This is a genomic window from Pseudomonas sp. BE134, assembly GCF_031456105.1.
Lineage (GTDB): Bacteria > Pseudomonadota > Gammaproteobacteria > Pseudomonadales > Pseudomonadaceae > Aquipseudomonas.
The window spans coordinates 92309-109937 of the sequence record NZ_JAVDUA010000018.1; the positions used below are offsets into that span (position 1 = coordinate 92309).

Annotated in this window: 13 protein-coding genes; all 13 read left to right on the forward strand. The window is 58.1% G+C overall.

The features are described from left to right. Positions 1-32: 32 nt before the first annotated feature. The 13 genes from rseP to kdsA all read left to right on the forward strand — a co-directional run bounded on the left by rseP (position 33) and on the right by kdsA (position 17609). Complete coding sequence (rseP, locus tag J2Y56_RS16480) at positions 33-1385, forward strand: sigma E protease regulator RseP (RefSeq protein WP_310351418.1); 1353 nt, start codon at positions 33-35, stop codon at positions 1383-1385. A 75-nt stretch (positions 1386-1460) separates the two neighbouring features. Then, positions 1461-3851, forward strand: a complete 2391-nt coding sequence (gene bamA, locus J2Y56_RS16485) for an outer membrane protein assembly factor BamA (protein ID WP_007949340.1) — start codon at positions 1461-1463, stop codon at positions 3849-3851. A 45-nt stretch (positions 3852-3896) separates the two neighbouring features. Continuing rightward, the gene (locus tag J2Y56_RS16490; protein ID WP_007949341.1) at positions 3897-4400 is read left to right on the forward strand and encodes an OmpH family outer membrane protein; all 504 of its coding nucleotides are present in this window, start codon (positions 3897-3899) and stop codon (positions 4398-4400) included. A gap of 2 nt (positions 4401-4402) precedes the next feature. Continuing rightward, entirely contained in the window at positions 4403-5458 is a 1056-nt protein-coding gene (lpxD, locus tag J2Y56_RS16495; RefSeq protein ID WP_007949342.1) for a UDP-3-O-(3-hydroxymyristoyl)glucosamine N-acyltransferase, read from the forward strand. 108 nt (positions 5459-5566) lie between these two features. After that, positions 5567-6007, forward strand: coding sequence for a 3-hydroxyacyl-ACP dehydratase FabZ (gene fabZ, locus J2Y56_RS16500; RefSeq protein WP_007907157.1), 441 nt, complete (start codon positions 5567-5569; stop codon positions 6005-6007). Further along, positions 6004-6780 carry an acyl-ACP--UDP-N-acetylglucosamine O-acyltransferase gene (gene lpxA / locus J2Y56_RS16505; RefSeq protein WP_007949343.1) on the forward strand — a complete coding sequence of 259 codons (777 nt, stop codon included), beginning with the start codon at positions 6004-6006 and terminating at the stop codon, positions 6778-6780. The genes fabZ and lpxA overlap by 4 nt, the downstream gene beginning before the upstream one ends. A 2-nt stretch (positions 6781-6782) precedes the next feature. Beyond that, the gene (gene lpxB, locus J2Y56_RS16510; protein ID WP_007949344.1) at positions 6783-7913 is read left to right on the forward strand and encodes a lipid-A-disaccharide synthase; all 1131 of its coding nucleotides are present in this window, start codon (positions 6783-6785) and stop codon (positions 7911-7913) included. An 11-nt stretch (positions 7914-7924) separates the two neighbouring features. Next, positions 7925-8551, forward strand: a complete 627-nt coding sequence (gene rnhB, locus J2Y56_RS16515) for a ribonuclease HII (protein ID WP_027924982.1) — start codon at positions 7925-7927, stop codon at positions 8549-8551. Positions 8552-8768: 217 nt separating this feature from the next. Continuing rightward, positions 8769-12290: a DNA polymerase III subunit alpha gene (gene dnaE, locus J2Y56_RS16520; RefSeq protein ID WP_310351423.1), complete on the forward strand. Its 3522-nt coding sequence runs from the start codon at positions 8769-8771 to the stop codon at positions 12288-12290. Between the two features lie 152 nt (positions 12291-12442). Further along, a complete protein-coding gene (locus J2Y56_RS16525; protein ID WP_310351424.1) occupies positions 12443-13390 on the forward strand; it encodes an acetyl-CoA carboxylase carboxyltransferase subunit alpha in 948 nt (315 codons plus the stop codon). Positions 13391-13523: 133 nt separating this feature from the next. Continuing rightward, a complete protein-coding gene (tilS, locus tag J2Y56_RS16530; protein WP_310351427.1) occupies positions 13524-14852 on the forward strand; it encodes a tRNA lysidine(34) synthetase TilS in 1329 nt (442 codons plus the stop codon). Between the two features lie 274 nt (positions 14853-15126). Further along, positions 15127-16758 (forward strand): CTP synthase, encoded by a 1632-nt coding sequence (locus J2Y56_RS16535; protein ID WP_007949349.1) that lies wholly within the window; start codon positions 15127-15129, stop codon positions 16756-16758. Between the two features lie 5 nt (positions 16759-16763). Continuing rightward, positions 16764-17609, forward strand: a complete 846-nt coding sequence (gene kdsA / locus J2Y56_RS16540; RefSeq protein WP_007949350.1) for a 3-deoxy-8-phosphooctulonate synthase — start codon at positions 16764-16766, stop codon at positions 17607-17609. Positions 17610-17629: the final 20 nt, after the last annotated feature.

The following is a 17629-nucleotide window of genomic DNA, read 5'->3' on the forward strand; positions in this document are numbered from 1 at the left end:
TGCGGCACTGAATAGGATTGCGGAGAAAGTAGATGAGCGCGCTCTATATGATTGTCGGCACCCTGGTGGCATTGGGTGTGCTGGTTACCTTTCACGAATTCGGCCATTTCTGGGTCGCACGTCGCTGTGGGGTCAAAGTGCTGCGTTTCTCCGTAGGCTTCGGCATGCCGCTGCTGCGCTGGCACGACAAGCAAGGTACCGAGTTCGTGGTGGCTGCCATTCCATTGGGCGGCTACGTGAAGATGCTCGATGAGCGCGAAGGCGAAGTGCCGGCCGATCAGCTCGAGCATTCCTTCAATCGCAAATCAGTCCGTCAGCGAATCGCCATTGTGGCGGCAGGCCCCATCGCCAATTTCCTGTTGGCATTGGTGTTTTTCTGGGCGTTGGCGATGCTCGGCACGGAGCAGGTGCGACCAGTCATCGGCGCAGTCGAGTCCGGCAGTATTGCCGCCAGGGCCGGTTTGAGCGCGGGTCAGGAAATCATTGCCATTGATGGCGAGCCGACTTCCGGCTGGGCGGCGGTGAATCTGCAACTGGTTCGACGTCTTGGCGAGAGTGGTTCACTTCAATTGTTGGTGCGTGAGCAGGGCTCCACGACGGACGCTCCTCGCGAGCTGGCGCTGGATAAATGGCTTAAGGGGGCTGACGAGCCGGATCCGATTCGTTCGTTGGGTATCCGTCCTTGGCGCCCGGCGTTGCCTCCTGTATTGGCCGAGATTGATCCGAAAGGGCCGGCGCAGGCCGCAGGACTGAAGACCGGTGACCGGCTGCTGGCACTCGATGGCAAGGCGCTGGATGACTGGCAGCAAGTGGTCGATACCGTCCGTATGCACCCGAATGCCAAAATCATGCTGCGCGTCGAGCGCGATGGTGCTCAAATCGACGCCCCTGTTACGTTGGCCGCTCGCGGCGAGAGCAAGGCACCTACCGGTTATATGGGGGCCGGGGTGAAAGCGGTCGATTGGCCGCCAGAGATGATTCGCGAAGTCAGTTACGGCCCTGTGGCCGCGATTGGAGAGGGTGCGCGACGCACCTGGACCATGAGCGTACTGACCCTCGATTCGCTCAAGAAAATGTTGTTCGGTGAGCTCTCGGTAAAAAACTTGAGTGGACCGATAACCATTGCTAAAGTGGCGGGCGCTTCTGCCCAGTCGGGCGTTGCTGACTTCCTGAATTTCCTTGCATATCTGAGTATTAGCCTGGGGGTTCTGAATTTGTTGCCCATTCCTGTACTGGATGGGGGGCATTTGTTGTTTTATCTGATCGAGTGGGCGCGTGGTCGTCCCTTGTCGGATCGGGTGCAGGGTTGGGGGATACAGATCGGTATCAGTTTGGTGATCGGGGTGATGTTGCTCGCTCTGGTTAATGATCTGGGCCGTCTGTAACAACTTCGCTGAATTGCGAATCTGCCGCATTTTGCGGCAGTTTGTTTATTGCCAGTTGGAATAAGAAAGGACTTCATGAAACGTCTGCTGCTAACTGCGGTTCTCACCGTATTGATGATCGCCGAAGTTCACGCCGAGTCCTTCACTATCTCTGATATTCGCGTCAATGGCCTCCAGCGGGTCTCCGCGGGTAGCGTCTTTGGTGCTTTGCCGTTGAACGTCGGTGAACAGGCGGATGATCGTCGCCTGGTGGAATCCACTCGTGCTTTGTTCAAAACCGGGTTCTTTCAAGATATCCAGCTGGGCCGCGATGGCAACGTCCTGGTCATCACGGTAGTCGAGCGCCCGTCCGTTGCCAGTATCGAGATCGAGGGTAACAAGGCGATCTCCACTGAAGACCTGATGAAAGGCCTCAAACAATCCGGTCTGGCTGAAGGTGAGATCTTTCAGCGTGCCACGCTCGAAGGTGTGCGTAACGAACTGCAGCGCCAATACGTCGCCCAGGGTCGCTACTCCGCCACCGTCGACACCGAAGTGGTGCCGCAGCCGCGTAACCGCGTCGGCTTGAAGGTCAACATCAACGAAGGCACCGTCGCGGCTATCCAGCACATCAACGTGGTGGGTAACACCGTCTTCCCTGAAGAAGACCTGATCGACCTGTTCGAATTGAAGACCACCAACTGGCTGTCTTTCTTCAAGAACGACGACAAGTATGCGCGTGAAAAACTTTCCGGTGACCTGGAGCGTCTGCGCTCCTACTACCTGGACCGTGGCTATATCAACATGGATATCGCTTCGACCCAGGTGTCCATCACCCCGGACAAGAAACACGTCTACATCACTGTCAACGTCAACGAAGGCGACAAGTACACCGTTCGTGACGTCAAGCTGAGCGGTGACCTGAAAGTCCCTGAAGATCAGATCTCGTCCCTGCTTCTGGTTCAGAAAGGCCAGGTGTTCTCGCGCAAGCTGATGACCACCACATCGGAATTGATCACCCGCCGTCTGGGTAACGAGGGTTACACCTTCGCCAACGTCAACGGCGTGCCTCAGCCCCATAATGAAGACCACACCGTCGACATCACCTTCGCTGTGGACCCGGGCAAACGTGCTTACGTCAACCGTATCAATTTCCGTGGCAACACCAAGTCCGAAGACGAAGTGCTGCGCCGCGAAATGCGCCAGATGGAAGGCGGCTGGGCTTCGACCTACCTGATCGATCAGTCCAAGACGCGTCTTGAGCGCCTGGGCTTCTTCAAGGAAGTGAACGTCGAAACCCCGGCTGTGCCAGGTGTCGATGACCAGGTTGACGTGAACTACGGCGTCGAAGAGCAGGCTTCCGGTTCGATCACTGCCAGCATCGGCTTCGCACAAAGTGCCGGTCTGATCCTCGGTGGTTCGATCACTCAGAACAACTTCCTGGGTACTGGTAACAAGGTCAGCATCGGTTTGACCAAAAGCGAATACCAGAGCCGCTATAACTTCGGTTATGTCGACCCGTACTGGACGGCTGACGGTGTGAGCCTGGGCTACAACGCTTTCTATCGCACCACCGACTACGATGATCTCGATGTCGACGTAGCAAGCTATGCCGTAGACAGCCTGGGTGCTGGTGTAAGCGTCGGTTACCCGATCAGCGAAACATCGCGTCTGACCTTTGGTCTGTCTGCACAGCAAGACAAGATCAAGACCGGTCAATACACCGTCGACGAGATTTTCGACTTTGTTAACCGTGAAGGCGACGAATACCTGAACTTCAAGGCGTCGACGGGCTGGTCCGAGTCCACCCTGAACAAGGGCGTATTGGCGACCCGTGGTCATTCTCAAAGCTTGACGGCAGAAGTCACCGTGCCGGGCAGCGACCTGTCGTTCTTCAAGCTCGATTACCGTGGTCAGTTGTTCCAGCCATTGTCTGAAAACTACACCATGCGCCTGCACACTGAATTGGGGTATGGCGATGGGTACGGCTCGACCGATGGCTTGCCGTTCTATGAAAACTACTTTGCTGGTGGCTTCAATTCGGTTCGTGGCTTCAAGGACAGTACATTGGGGCCGCGCAGTACGCCGAGCCGCGGACAGCAAACCACCGGTAACGCGGGCACTCTTAATGACCCGGATCAGGATCCACTGCCGTTCGGCGGCAACGTCCTGATTCAAGGTGGTGCAGAGCTTCTGTTTCCGCTGCCGTTCGTCAAGGACCAGCGTTCCCTGCGTACCTCCGTATTCTGGGATGTGGGTAATGTGTTTGACTCCAAGTGCGAGCAGACCACCAATACCAACCCACAGTCGAAGTCCAATACGCAATGTAACGATGTCAGCTTGAGCAACATGGCCAGTTCCGTGGGTGTAGGGGTTACATGGGTCACTGCGCTGGGGCCGCTGAGTTTCGCGCTGGCCTTCCCGGTAAAAGAACCGGATAACTCTGAAACTCAAGTATTCCAATTCTCTCTTGGCCAGACGTTCTAAGCATCTGACCCAAAATAACGACAATGAATTTTGTAGGAGTGCATCGTGCGTAAGTTGACTCAATTGGTTCTCCTCGCAACCTTACTGGTAGCAGGTCCGGCTTTTGCCGACATGAAAATCGCCGTTCTGAACTATCAGATGGCACTGCTGGAATCCGACGCGGCCAAGAAATACGCGGTGGATGCCGAGAAAAAATTTGGCCCGCAACTGACCAAGCTCAAGACGCTGGAAAGCAGCGCCAAAGGCATTCAGGATCGTTTGATGGCCGGCGGCGACAAGATGCAGCAAGGCGAGCGTGAGCGCCTTGAACTCGAGTTCAAGCAAAAGGCCCGTGACTTCCAGTTCCAATCCAAGGAGCTGAATGAAGCCAAAGCAGTTGCCGACCGTGAAATGCTGAAGCAGCTCAAGCCGAAACTGGACAGCGCTGTGGAAGAAGTCATCAAGAAAGGTGCTTTTGACCTGGTCTTCGAGCGTGGCGCAGTGATTGATGTCAAACCTCAGTACGACATCACTCGCCAGGTTATCGAGCGCATGAATCAGCTGAAGTAATCATGACAGCGACTATAAAACTCGGTCAGTTGGCCGAGTTCCTTGGCGCCACGCTACGTGGCGACCCGGAGAAAGAAATTACTGGGCTGGCCACTTTGCAAGAGGCTGGCCCAGCTCAGTTGAGCTTTCTCGCAAATCCTCAGTACCGTAAATACCTGGCAGACAGCCGGGCCGCAGCACTGTTGCTGAAGGCCACTGATGCCGAAGGTTTTTCCGGTGATGCACTGCTGGTGCCTGATCCGTATCTGGCCTACGCGCGAATTTCCCATTTGTTCGATCCCAAGCCCAAGGCGCCCGCCGGCATTCACGCAACAGCGGTAGTGGCAGCGGACGCAGTGGTTGATCCTGCGGCGAGTATCGGTGCCTTTGCCGTGATCGAAAGCTGTGCGCGTATCGCCGCGGGTGTGACCATTGGGGCTCATTGCTTCATCGGTGCCCGTTGCGAGATTGGTGAGGGTGGCTGGCTGGCCCCGCGGGTCACGCTGTACCACGACGTACGCATCGGCAAACGAGTGGTCATTCAGTCAGGTGCCGTGCTCGGTGGCGAAGGTTTCGGTTTTGCCAACGAGAAAGGTGTCTGGCAGAAAATCGCCCAGATCGGTGGTGTGCTGGTCGGTGACGATGTGGAAATTGGCGTGAATACCGCTATTGATCGCGGTGCATTGGCCGATACCGTTCTTGGCAATGGTGTGAAGCTCGACAACCAGATCCAGATCGCCCACAACGTTCAGGTCGGTGATCACACCGCCATGGCCGCCTGTGTAGGGATCTCCGGCAGTACCAAAATCGGCAAGCATTGCATGCTCGCTGGCGGTGTAGGGCTGGTGGGACATATCGAAATTTGCGACAACGTTTTCATCACCGGGATGACCATGGTGACCCACTCGATTACCGAAAAGGGTTCCTATTCTTCCGGTACGGCAATGCAGCCAGCAGCCGAATGGCGCAAAAGCGCGGCTCGCATCCGTCAGCTCGATGACATCGCGCGGCGTCTGCGACAGCTGGAAAAGCGTGTAGGGGAAGTGACCCCTGACGGTAATGCTTCATCAGATGGCTGATACCATTTCCATATCAAGTGCGCACAGCCGTTAGACTGCTTGCTTGATTTGCTAGAGGGGCGTGTGTCAGTCGCGCGCTCCCAATCTTTACATAGGCTTCCCCCCGAAATGATGGACATCAACGAGATTCGCGAATACCTGCCTCACCGTTACCCGTTCCTGCTGGTGGACCGGGTCGTGGATCTGGATGTGGAAGGCAAGCGCATTCGCGCCTACAAGAATGTCAGCATCAACGAACCGTTCTTCAATGGTCACTTCCCTGCGCATCCAATCATGCCGGGTGTACTGATCATCGAGGCGATGGCTCAGGCTGCCGGGATCCTTGGTTTCAAAATGCTCGACGTGAAACCGGCGGACGGCACCCTTTACTACTTTGTAGGCTCTGACAAGCTGCGCTTCCGTCAGCCAGTGCTGCCGGGCGATCAGTTGATCCTCGAAGCCAAGTTTCTGAGCTGCAAGCGTCAGATCTGGAAGTTCGAATGCCAGGCTTCGGTCGACGGCAAACCAGTCTGCTCCGCCGAAATCATCTGTGCGGAACGCAAGCTATGAGTTTGATTGACCCTCGCGCAATCATCGATCCGACGGCCGTTCTGGCCGACGACGTCGAGGTCGGCCCATGGTCGATCGTCGGCGCAGGTGTGGAAATCGGCGAGGGAACAGTGATCGGGCCGCATGTGATTCTAAAAGGCCCGACCCGAATCGGTAAGCACAACCGTATCTACCAGTTTTCGTCGGTAGGTGAGGACACGCCCGATCTTAAATACAAAGGCGAAGAAACCCGTCTGGTCATCGGTGACCACAACGTCATCCGTGAAGGCGTGACGATTCATCGCGGGACGGTTCAGGACCGTTCGGAAACGACCCTGGGTGATCACAACCTGATCATGGCCTATGCCCATATCGGCCACGACAGCGTTATCGGCAATCACTGCATTCTGGTTAACAACACCGCGCTGGCCGGCCATGTGCACGTTGAAGACTGGGCGATCCTGTCCGGCTTCACCCTGGTCCACCAGTATTGCCACATTGGTGCCCACAGCTTTTCCGGCATGGGGACGGCCATCGGCAAGGACGTTCCAGCGTACGTCACGGTGTTCGGCAACCCTGCCGAAGCCCGCAGCATGAACTTCGAGGGCATGCGTCGCCGTGGTTTCAGCGAAGACGCGATCCACGCACTGCGTCGTGCCTATAAGGTGGTTTATCGCCAGGGGCTGACGATCGAGCAAGCGCTCATTGAACTCGCCGAACCCTCGGACCAGTTCCCGGAAGTCGCGGTTTTCCGTGACTCCATCCAGTCTTCGACTCGCGGCATCACCCGTTAATCATGGCTAATCTGCGTATTGCGCTGGTAGCGGGTGAGGCTTCCGGCGACATTCTGGGCGCGGGCCTCATGCGCGCACTCAAGGCTCAGCATCCGGCGGTGGAATTCATCGGTGTCGGTGGCCCGTTGATGCAAGCCGAAGGGTTGACCTCGTACTTCCCCATGGAACGGCTATCGGTCATGGGCCTGGTGGAAGTGTTGGGGCGCCTGCGTGAACTGCTGGCGCGTCGCAAAAAGTTGATCGCCGACCTGATCGCCGAAAAACCGGACGTGTTCATCGGTATCGATGCCCCGGACTTCAATCTCAATATCGAGCTCAAGTTGCGTCAGGCCGGGATCAAGACCGTGCATTACGTCAGCCCGTCGGTATGGGCGTGGCGCCAGAAGCGTGTGCTGAAGATTCGCGAAGGCTGCGACCTGATGCTGACGCTGTTCCCGTTCGAAGCGAAATTCTACGAAGAGAAGGGCGTGCCGGTGCGGTTTGTCGGGCATTCCCTGGCCGATGCTATTCCGCTGGAGGCTGATCGAGCTGCCGCGCGGGCTGAGCTTGATTTGCCGGACGGTCCGCTGGTTGCACTGATGCCCGGCAGTCGTGGGGGCGAAGTGGGCCGGCTCGGCGCGTTGTTCCTCGACACCGCCCAGCGCCTGCGCGCCCTGCGCCCGGGCGTGCGATTTGTCATGCCGTGCGCCAGCCCTGAACGCCGTGCACAGCTTGAAGCGCTGCTGGCCGGTCGCGATCTGCCGCTGACCTTGCTCGATGGTAAATCCCATCTGGCATTGGCAGCCTGCGACGCGGTGCTGATCGCTTCGGGTACGGCTACCCTTGAAGCGTTGCTGTACAAGCGGCCCATGGTGGTTGCGTATCGACTGGCGCCACTGACGTTCTGGATTCTCAAACGGATGGTGAAAAGTCCTTACGTTTCCTTGCCTAACCTGCTGGCCCAGCGTTTGTTGGTGCCCGAGTTGCTCCAGGACGACGCGACGGTAGAAGCCCTTGCACAAACACTTTCACCCTTGATTGAAGATGGCGAGGAACAGACTCGCGGCTTCGACGAAATTCACCGTACCTTGCGTCTGGACGCCTCCAATCAGGCGGCAGATGCAGTTCTGAAGCTGATCGGCCAAGTACAATGAGTAAAACAAGCATGCAAATGGGGCTGGATTTCACCTTGGTTGCTGAAGTTGAAGAGTTGGTTGCCGGTGTTGATGAAGTCGGTCGCGGTCCACTCTGCGGCGCCGTGGTGACGGCTGCGGTGATCCTTGATCCGAGTCGCCCGATCCTCGGTCTCAACGATTCGAAGAAACTCACCGAAGCCCGCCGCGAAAAGCTCTACGACGAAATCTGTGAAAAAGCCCTGAGCTGGTGCATCGCTCGGGCCGAAGTCGAAGAAATCGATGAGCTGAACATCCTGCACGCCACCATGCTGGCAATGCAGCGCGCGGTCGAGGGCCTGCACATCCAGCCGAAACTGGCGATGATCGACGGCAATCGTTGCCCGAAACTGTCCATGCGTGCTGAAGCGGTAGTACAGGGCGACGGCAAGGTCCCGGCCATTGCGGCGGCATCGATTCTGGCCAAGGTCAGCCGTGATCGCGAAATGGCGGCATTTGAACTGATTTACCCGGGTTACGGCATCGGCGGGCACAAAGGCTACCCGACGCCCGTTCATCTGGAAGCGTTGGCCCGCCTGGGGCCCACGCCGATTCATCGTCGCTCGTTCGCCCCGGTGCGCCTGGCGTACGAGGCGCGTGAAAGTCTGATCGAGAGTTAGTCGCAAGGCTGATGTTTTTGCCAAGGCCCGGTACAATCCGGCACTTTAAAGCGTCACGAGCGCAGGTAAGACAAGGCGAACGGCAGCGAGAAAGCGGAGTTGACTTTAGTCAATGAGCATTTCGAGCTGCCGTTCAACGCAGGATTACCAAGCGCAGTAGCTTTAAAGTGCCGGATTTCCGGGCTTTGTTGTTTTCATGAATATACGCAGGATCACTATGCCGGCTTCATTCGTTCATCTACGCCTGCACACTGAATATTCCCTGGTCGACGGTCTGGTGCGGATCAAACCGCTGGTCAAGACCCTGGTCGGCATGAACATGCCTGCCGTAGCGGTCACTGATCAGAACAACATGTGTTCCCTGGTCAAATTCTATAAAGCCTCCATGGGTGCCGGGATCAAGCCGATCTGCGGTGCCGATTTGTGGCTGTCGAACAAGGATCCGGACAACGCCCTGAGCCGGATCAGCCTGCTGGCCATGAACGCTGTCGGCTATCGCAACCTGACCGAACTGATCTCCCGTGGTTTCATTGACGGCCAGCGCAATGGCTCGGTGATCATTGAGCGCGAATGGGTGGCCGAGGCCAGCGAAGGCTTGATCATGCTGTCGGCGGCGAAAGAGGGTGAAATCGGCCTGGCCATGCTCAGTGGCAACCCGGTCGAGGCGGAAAACCTCGCACGCGAATGGATGGCGGTGTTCCCGGATCGCTTCTACCTGGAAATCCAGCGCACCAATCGCCCCAACGATGAAGAGCAATTGCACGGTGCCGTGGCCCTGGCCGAGAAAATCGGCGCGCCATTGGTCGCGACCAACGACGTGCGCTTCATCAAGCAGGAAGACTTCGCCGCTCATGAAACCCGCGTTTGCATCGGTGAGGGCCGCGCCCTCGACGATCCGCGGCGTTCGAAGAATTACAGCGACCAGCAATACCTCAAAAGCGCCGAGGAAATGGCCGAGCTGTTCAGCGACCTGCCCGAGGCGTTGGAAAACACCGTCGAGATCGCCAAGCGATGCAACATCGAAGTGAAGCTGGGCAAGCACTTCCTGCCCAACTTCCCGATTCCCGATGGCATGACCATCGACGAGTATTTCCGCAAGGTGTCCTTCGATGGCCTTGAGGATCGACTGACCGTTCTGTTGCCCAAGGACACTACGGAAGACTATGAGGCCAAGCGTCAGGTCTACGTCGACCGGCTGAATTTCGAACTGGATATCATTATCCAGATGGGCTTCCCCGGTTACTTCCTGATCGTGATGGACTTTATCCAGTGGGCCAAGAGCAATGGCGTGCCGGTAGGTCCGGGCCGGGGGTCGGGTGCCGGGTCGCTGGTGGCCTATGTTCAGAAGATCACCGACCTCGATCCGCTGGAATATGACCTGCTGTTCGAACGTTTCCTTAACCCGGAACGGGTATCGATGCCCGACTTCGACGTCGACTTCTGCATGGACGGTCGTGATCGGGTAATCGAATACGTGGCCGAGAAGTACGGTCGCAACGCGGTAAGCCAGATCATCACCTTCGGTTCCATGGCGGCCAAGGCTGTGGTCCGGGACGTGGCGCGGGTGCAGGGCAAGTCCTACGGTTTGGCGGATCGTCTGTCGAAGATGATTCCGTTCGAAGTCGGCATGACCCTGGAAAAGGCGTACGAGCAGGAAGAGATCCTGCGTGACTTCATCAAGGTCGATGAAGAAGCCGCCGAAATCTGGGAGATGGCGCGCAAGCTCGAGGGCGTTGTGCGTAACGTCGGCAAACACGCCGGTGGTGTGGTCATTGCGCCGACCAAACTGACAGACTTCTCGCCGATCTACTGCGATGAGGCCGGTGACGGTCTGGTGACCCAGTTCGACAAGGATGACGTTGAAGCGGCCGGTCTGGTGAAGTTCGACTTCCTCGGCCTGCGGACTCTGACGGTCATCGACTGGGCGCTGAAAACCATCAACCGAGACCGCGCCAAGGTCGACGAGCCGCCGCTCGACATCGCGTTCATTCCGCTGGACGACAAGCCGACCTACACGCTGCTGCAAAAGGCCGAAACCACGGCGGTGTTCCAGCTTGAATCCCGTGGCATGAAGGAGCTGATCAAAAAGCTCAAGCCCGACTGCCTTGAAGACTTGATCGCACTGGTGGCGCTGTTCCGTCCGGGCCCGCTGCAATCGGGCATGGTGGACGACTTCATCAACCGTAAGCACGGTCGCGCCGAACTTGCGTACCCGCACTCGGATTACCAGTACGAAGGCCTCAAACCGGTACTGGCACCTACTTACGGCATCATCCTGTATCAGGAACAGGTGATGCAGATTGCCCAGGTCATGGCCGGTTACACCCTCGGTGGTGCGGACATGCTGCGTCGTGCCATGGGTAAGAAAAAGCCCGAAGAAATGGCCAAGCAGCGCGGCGGCTTCATTGAAGGTTGCGCGACCAACAATATCGATGCCGACCTGGCCGGTAACATCTTCGACCTGGTGGAGAAATTCGCCGGTTACGGTTTCAACAAGTCTCACTCCGCTGCGTACGGCCTGGTTTCGTACCAGACGGCCTGGCTGAAAACGCATTACCCGGCGCCATTCATGGCGGCGGTGCTGTCGGCGGACATGCACAACACCGACAAGGTCGTGACCTTGATCGAAGAAATTCGCACAATGAAGCTGCGTCTCGACGCGCCGGATGTGAATGCCTCCGAGTTCAAGTTCACGGTGAATGACGAAGGCCGGATTATTTACGGCCTCGGTGCAATCAAGGGTGTGGGCGAAGGCCCGGTGGAAGCGATCACCGAGGCGCGCCAGGACGGGCCGTTCAAGGACCTGTTCGATTTCTGCGCGCGGGTCGATCTCAAACGTATCAACAAGCGCACCCTGGACGGTTTGATCCGCAGTGGTGCGCTGGATCGCCTGGGGCCTTATTTCCATGATGAGCCGAAGGCTTATCAGGCGAACATTGACCAGAATCGCGCGGTGCTGCTGGCCGCGATGGAAGGGGCGATCAAGGCGGCTGAACAAACCGCGCGCACCCAGGACAGTGGTCATGCCGACCTGTTTGGCGGACTGTTTGTCGAGGAAGACGCAGACGTCTACGCCAGTCATCGCAAAGCCAAGGAACTGACGCTCAAGGAACGGTTGAAAGGGGAGAAAGACACCCTGGGCCTGTACCTGACCGGTCACCCGATAGACGAGTATGAAGGTGAAATCCGTCGCTTTGCCCGTCAGCGCATCATCGATCTGAAGCCGGCACGCGATACCCAGACCGTGGCCGGCATGATCATCGCCCTGCGGGTGATGAAAAACAAAAAGGGCGACAAGATGGGGTTCATCACCCTTGATGACCGCTCCGGGCGGATCGAGGCGTCGCTGTTTGCCGAGGCATTCCATTCTGCGCAGTCGCTGTTGCAGACTGACGCGATGGTGGTGGTCGAAGGCGAGGTCAGCAATGACGACTTCTCCGGCGGCCTGAAGTTGCGGGTCAAGCGCGTGATGAGCATGGAAGATGCACGCACCAACCTGGCCGAAAGCCTGCGCCTGAAGCTGCAGACCAAGGATTTGAAGAACGATCAGCTACGCTGGCTGGGTGAATTGTTCAAGCGTCACCGCGGCGCGTGCCCGATTACCATGGAATACACGAGCCCCGATGCAAAGGCCTTGCTGCAGTTCGGCGAGACTTGGCGAATCGATCCGGCGGATGCGTTGATTCAAGCCTTGCGTGACCAGTTCGGGCGAGACAACGTCTTCCTCCAATACCGTTGACGGTCAGGTGCCATTCTTCACCTTGAGAACGTGCCCTGATCTCGACCTGAATTTTTAATCTCGACCTGAACGCGCCTCTCCCTTAAGGTAGGGCGCGAATAGACAACCGGCCGGCCCAAGCTCTCTTGGACGTCGACCCAAGACGGACGCCTATGAACCCGAATTTTCTAGATTTCGAACAGCCGATCGCCGACCTGCAAGCCAAGATCGAAGAGTTGCGCTTGGTCGGTAACGACAATTCGCTGAATATCGGCGATGAGATCTCCCGCCTGCAGGACAAAAGCAGCACGCTGACCGAAGACATCTTCGGCAAGCTGACCAGCTGGCAGATCGCCCGTCTGGCGCGTCACCCGAAACGTCCATATACCCTGGACTACATCGAACACATCTTCACCGAGTTCGACGAATTGCACGGCGACCGTCACTTCTCCGATGACGCTGCAATCGTTGGCGGTATCGCCCGTCTGGACGACCAGCCGGTGATGATCATCGGTCACCAGAAAGGCCGTGAAGTGCGCGAGAAGGTTCGCCGCAACTTTGGCATGCCGCGTCCGGAAGGCTACCGCAAGGCGTGCCGCCTGATGGAAATGGCCGAACGCTTCAAGATGCCGATCCTGACTTTCATCGACACCCCGGGCGCCTACCCTGGGATCGACGCGGAAGAGCGTAACCAGAGCGAAGCGATTGCCTGGAACCTGCGCGTCATGGCACGTCTGAGAACCCCAATCATCGCCACCGTGATCGGTGAAGGTGGTTCCGGCGGTGCTCTGGCCATCGGTGTTTGCGATCAGCTGAACATGCTGCAGTACTCGACCTACGCGGTGATCTCGCCGGAAGGTTGCGCATCGATCCTGTGGAAAACCGCCGATAAGGCGCCGGATGCCGCTGAAGCCATGGGCATCACCGCCGAGCGCCTGAAAGGCCTGGGTATTGTGGACAAGGTGATCGGCGAGCCATTGGGCGGCGCACACCGCAATCCAGCGGCCGCGGCGGCATCGATCCGTGCGGAACTGACCTCGCAATTGGCGATGTTGAAGAAGTTCGACAATGACGCGCTGCTGGCCCGTCGTTACGCGCGATTGATGAGCTACGGTCTCTGATCCGACCTCGCTTTTCCCATGTGGGAGCGAGCCTGCTAGCGATGGCGGCTTAACATTCAACTGATCTGTTGGCTGTTATACCGCTATCGCGAGCAGGCTCGCTCCCACAGTTGTTTTGTGCAAAGGGTGCGCTATGAGTCGGCCAATGACTGATCTGCCTGCCAGGCTTTTGTTGAACTTGAAACCGTGGCGCAACGCTACGGCCTGGCGCATCGCGTTCAGCGGTGGTCTCGACTCCACAGTCCTGTTGCACCTGCTCGCCCATCTCGCAAAAACCCAATCCCTGCCAGCGCTCAGCGCCCTCCATGTCCACCACGGCCTTCAGGCGGCGGCGGATGCGTGGCCGGAACATTGCCAGGCCGTCTGTGATGCCTTGGGTGTGCCCCTACAGATAGTTCACGTTCAGGTTCAAGCCGGTGCCAGCCTTGAGCGTGCGGCACGGGATGCGCGTTACGGTGCATTCGTTGCTGACACTCAGGCCAATGAGTTGTTGCTGACCGGCCAGCACCGTGACGATCAGGCGGAAACCCTGTTGTTTCGTCTGTTGCGCGGGGCAGGGGTGAGGGGCTTGTCGGGGATGCCGGGCCAGCGTCCGTTGGGCCGGGGTCACCTGCTGCGGCCTCTGCTGGACGTTAGTCGTGCCGAACTTGAGATCTATGCCGCAGAGCATCGATTGAGCTGGATCGAAGACCCTTCGAATCAGGATCGACAGTTCTCGCGCAACTACCTGCGACATCAGGTGTTCCCGGTATTGACCGAGCGCTGGCCCCAGGCAGTAGCGACCATGGCTCGTAGTGCCGCGCACTTGAGCGAAGCACAGGCATTGCTTGATGAGTTGGCGCAAATCGATCTGGCCGAAGCGACTACGGTCAGTGATTTCGACTGGCTGGGCGTGCCCTCTCTGGAGTTGGCTTACCTGGCAAAACTTTCCGCTGCGCGTCAACGCAATGCGTTAAGCCACTGGCTCACATCGCTGACCAGGTTGCCGGACAGTGACCATTGGTCGGGTTGGGAGGATTTGCGCGATGCCACCGTTGATGCCCGTCCGGTCTGGCGCCTGGCGGAAGGCGAACTGCATCGTTCTGGGGGGCGGATTTGGTGGCTGTCGGGCTGTTGGCTAAGCAATCCGCCGCCTGCCGTCCATTGGGTTGATCCTTCGAAGTCGCTGGCGTTGCCTGAGAACGGCGTGCTCACGTTCACCGGGCAAATCCCCGATGGTCTGCTGCAAATCCGCTATCGTGAGGGCGGTGAAGTCATGCATTTTCCTGATCGCGGCCACCGCGACCTGAAGCGTTTGCTCAATGAACGCGGTGTTCCGGCCTTTGCCCGTGGCAGATTGCCGCTGGTCTATCGCGATGGGCAATTACTGGCAGTGGCCAACATACCGGGCTTGAATGGCAGTGGGCAGGACGGCTGGCATTTGCATTGGCTGCCACGTGGCGAAGATCAAGGTTTGAGCTGAAAGGGGCTTTCCGGTAGACTACGCTCCCTTCTTGATACAACTTCTGTGGATTCGCCTGAATTGCAGGAGTTGCCGATTACCAAGCAGTCTTTGCTGGGCGATTCCAAAAAATGTGTAGCGAGCAACGTACCGGTGTTTCATCTGCCGGTCTGTCCCAACGCGGCGGTTTTTTTGAAAGGTGCACTGTGATTAATGCAGGTGATCGGGGGCTTCGGCCTTCCTTCGCTTTCCCCGGCGGCTCGGACCGCTTTAACGCAGACTTCTAGGGTTTTTCATGACGCGCTACATATTCGTCACGGGCGGTGTTGTTTCTTCATTGGGGAAAGGCATCGCATCGGCTTCATTGGCGGCCATCCTGGAGGCGCGGGGACTTAAGGTCACCATGCTGAAGCTGGACCCGTACATCAACGTTGACCCGGGCACCATGAGCCCGTTCCAGCACGGTGAAGTGTTCGTCACCCACGACGGCGCCGAGACCGACCTGGACCTGGGCCACTACGAGCGGTTCATCCGCACGACCATGACCCAGAACAACAACTTCACCACCGGCCGTGTCTACGAGCACGTACTGCGCAAAGAGCGCCGTGGTGATTACCTGGGCGCCACCATCCAGGTGATCCCGCACATCACCGATGAAATCAAGCGCCGGATCATCAAGGGCGCCGGCGATGCCGACGTGGCGATGGTCGAGATCGGTGGCACCGTGGGTGACATCGAATCGCAACCGTTCCTGGAAGCGATCCGCCAATTGCGTTTCGAAGTCGGCGCCAAGCGCGCGATGCTGATGCACCTGACACTGGTGCCATACATCGCCACGGCCGGCGAAACCAAAACCAAGCCGACTCAGCATTCGGTCAAGGAACTGCGTTCCATTGGCCTGCAGCCAGACGTGCTGGTCTGCCGCTCCGATCACCCAATCGACATCTCGTCGCGTCGCAAGATCGCACAGTTCACCAACGTTGAAGAACGTGCGGTGATCGCGCTGGAAGACGCCGACACCATCTACAAGATCCCGGGCATTCTGCACTCCCAGGGCCTGGATGATTTCGTTGTCGAGCGTTTCGGCCTGCAATGCGGCAGCGCCGACCTGTCCGAGTGGGAAGCCGTGGTTGATGCCAAGCTGAACCCGGAGCACGAAGTCACCATCGCGATGGTCGGCAAGTACATGGAACTGCTTGACGCCTACAAGTCGCTGATCGAAGCGATGAGTCACGCCGGCATCAGCAACCGCACCAAGGTCAACCTGCGCTACATCGATTCCGAAGACATCGAAAACCAGGGCACCGCGCTGCTGGAAGGTGTGGACGCGATCCTCGTACCGGGCGGCTTCGGTCTGCGTGGCGTGGAAGGCAAGATCACCGCCGTTCAATACGCTCGCGAAAACAAGGTTCCATACCTGGGTATCTGCCTGGGCATGCAAGTGGCCGTGATCGAGTTCGCTCGTAACGTGCTGGGCTGGAAAGACGCCAACTCCACCGAGTTCGATCGTGCCAGCGGCCATCCGGTCGTGGGTCTGATCACCGAGTGGGAAGACGCTACCGGCGCGGTCGAAACCCGTACCGAATCGTCCGACCTGGGCGGCACCATGCGCCTCGGCGCTCAGGATTGCCTGCTGGAGCCGGGTTCGCTGGTGCATGACTGCTACGCCAAGGACGTCATCGTCGAGCGTCACCGTCATCGCTATGAAGTGAACAACAACCTGCTGCCGCAAATCATGGCAGCCGGCCTGAAAATCTCCGGTCGTTCCGGTGATGGCGCGCTGGTTGAGGTGGTTGAAGCACCGGATCATCCATGGTTCGTCGCGTGCCAGTTCCACCCTGAGTTCACCTCGACACCTCGCGACGGTCACCCGTTGTTCAGCGGTTTCGTTAAAGCAGCTTTGGTTCAACACCAGAAGAAGGCGTAAATCCGATGGCGCAGAAGATCATCCGCGTAGGCGATATCGAGATTGCCAACGACAAGCCAATGGTGCTTTTCGGTGGCATGAACGTGCTGGAAAGCCGCGACATGGCGATGCAGGTCTGCGAAGAGTATGTAAAGGTCACCGAGAAACTCGGTATCCCTTATGTGTTCAAGGCCAGCTTCGACAAGGCCAACCGGTCTTCCGTGACCTCCTACCGTGGCCCCGGCCTGGAAGAGGGCATGCGGATTTTCCAGGACATCAAGCAAGCCTTCGGCGTGCCGATCATCACCGACGTCCACGAGCCTGATCAGGCTGCGGTCGTCGCGGAAGTCTGCGACATCATTCAGTTGCCGGCCTTTCTGTCGCGCCAGACCGACCTCGTGGTCGCGATGGCCAAGACCGGCGCGGTGATCAACATCAAGAAAGCCCAGTTCCTCGCACCGCACGAGATGAAACACATCCTGAGCAAGTGCGTGGAAGCGGGCAACGATCAGTTGATCCTCTGCGAGCGCGGTTCGAGCTTCGGCTACAACAACCTGGTGGTCGACATGCTCGGCTTCGGCATCATGAAGCAGTTCGAATACCCGGTGTTCTTCGACGTGACCCACGCGCTGCAAATGCCCGGTGGCCGCTCCGATTCCGCCGGTGGTCGTCGTGCCCAGGTGACTGACCTGGCCAAGGCTGGCATGAGCCAGTCGCTGGCCGGCCTGTTCCTCGAAGCCCACCCGGACCCGGACAACGCCAAATGCGACGGCCCTTGCGCCTTGCGTCTGGACAAACTGGAGCCATTTCTGGCCCAGCTCAAAGCCTTGGACGAACTGGTGAAGAGTTTTCCGACGGTAGAAACCGCGTAAACCTCAATTCTCCGGTAAAG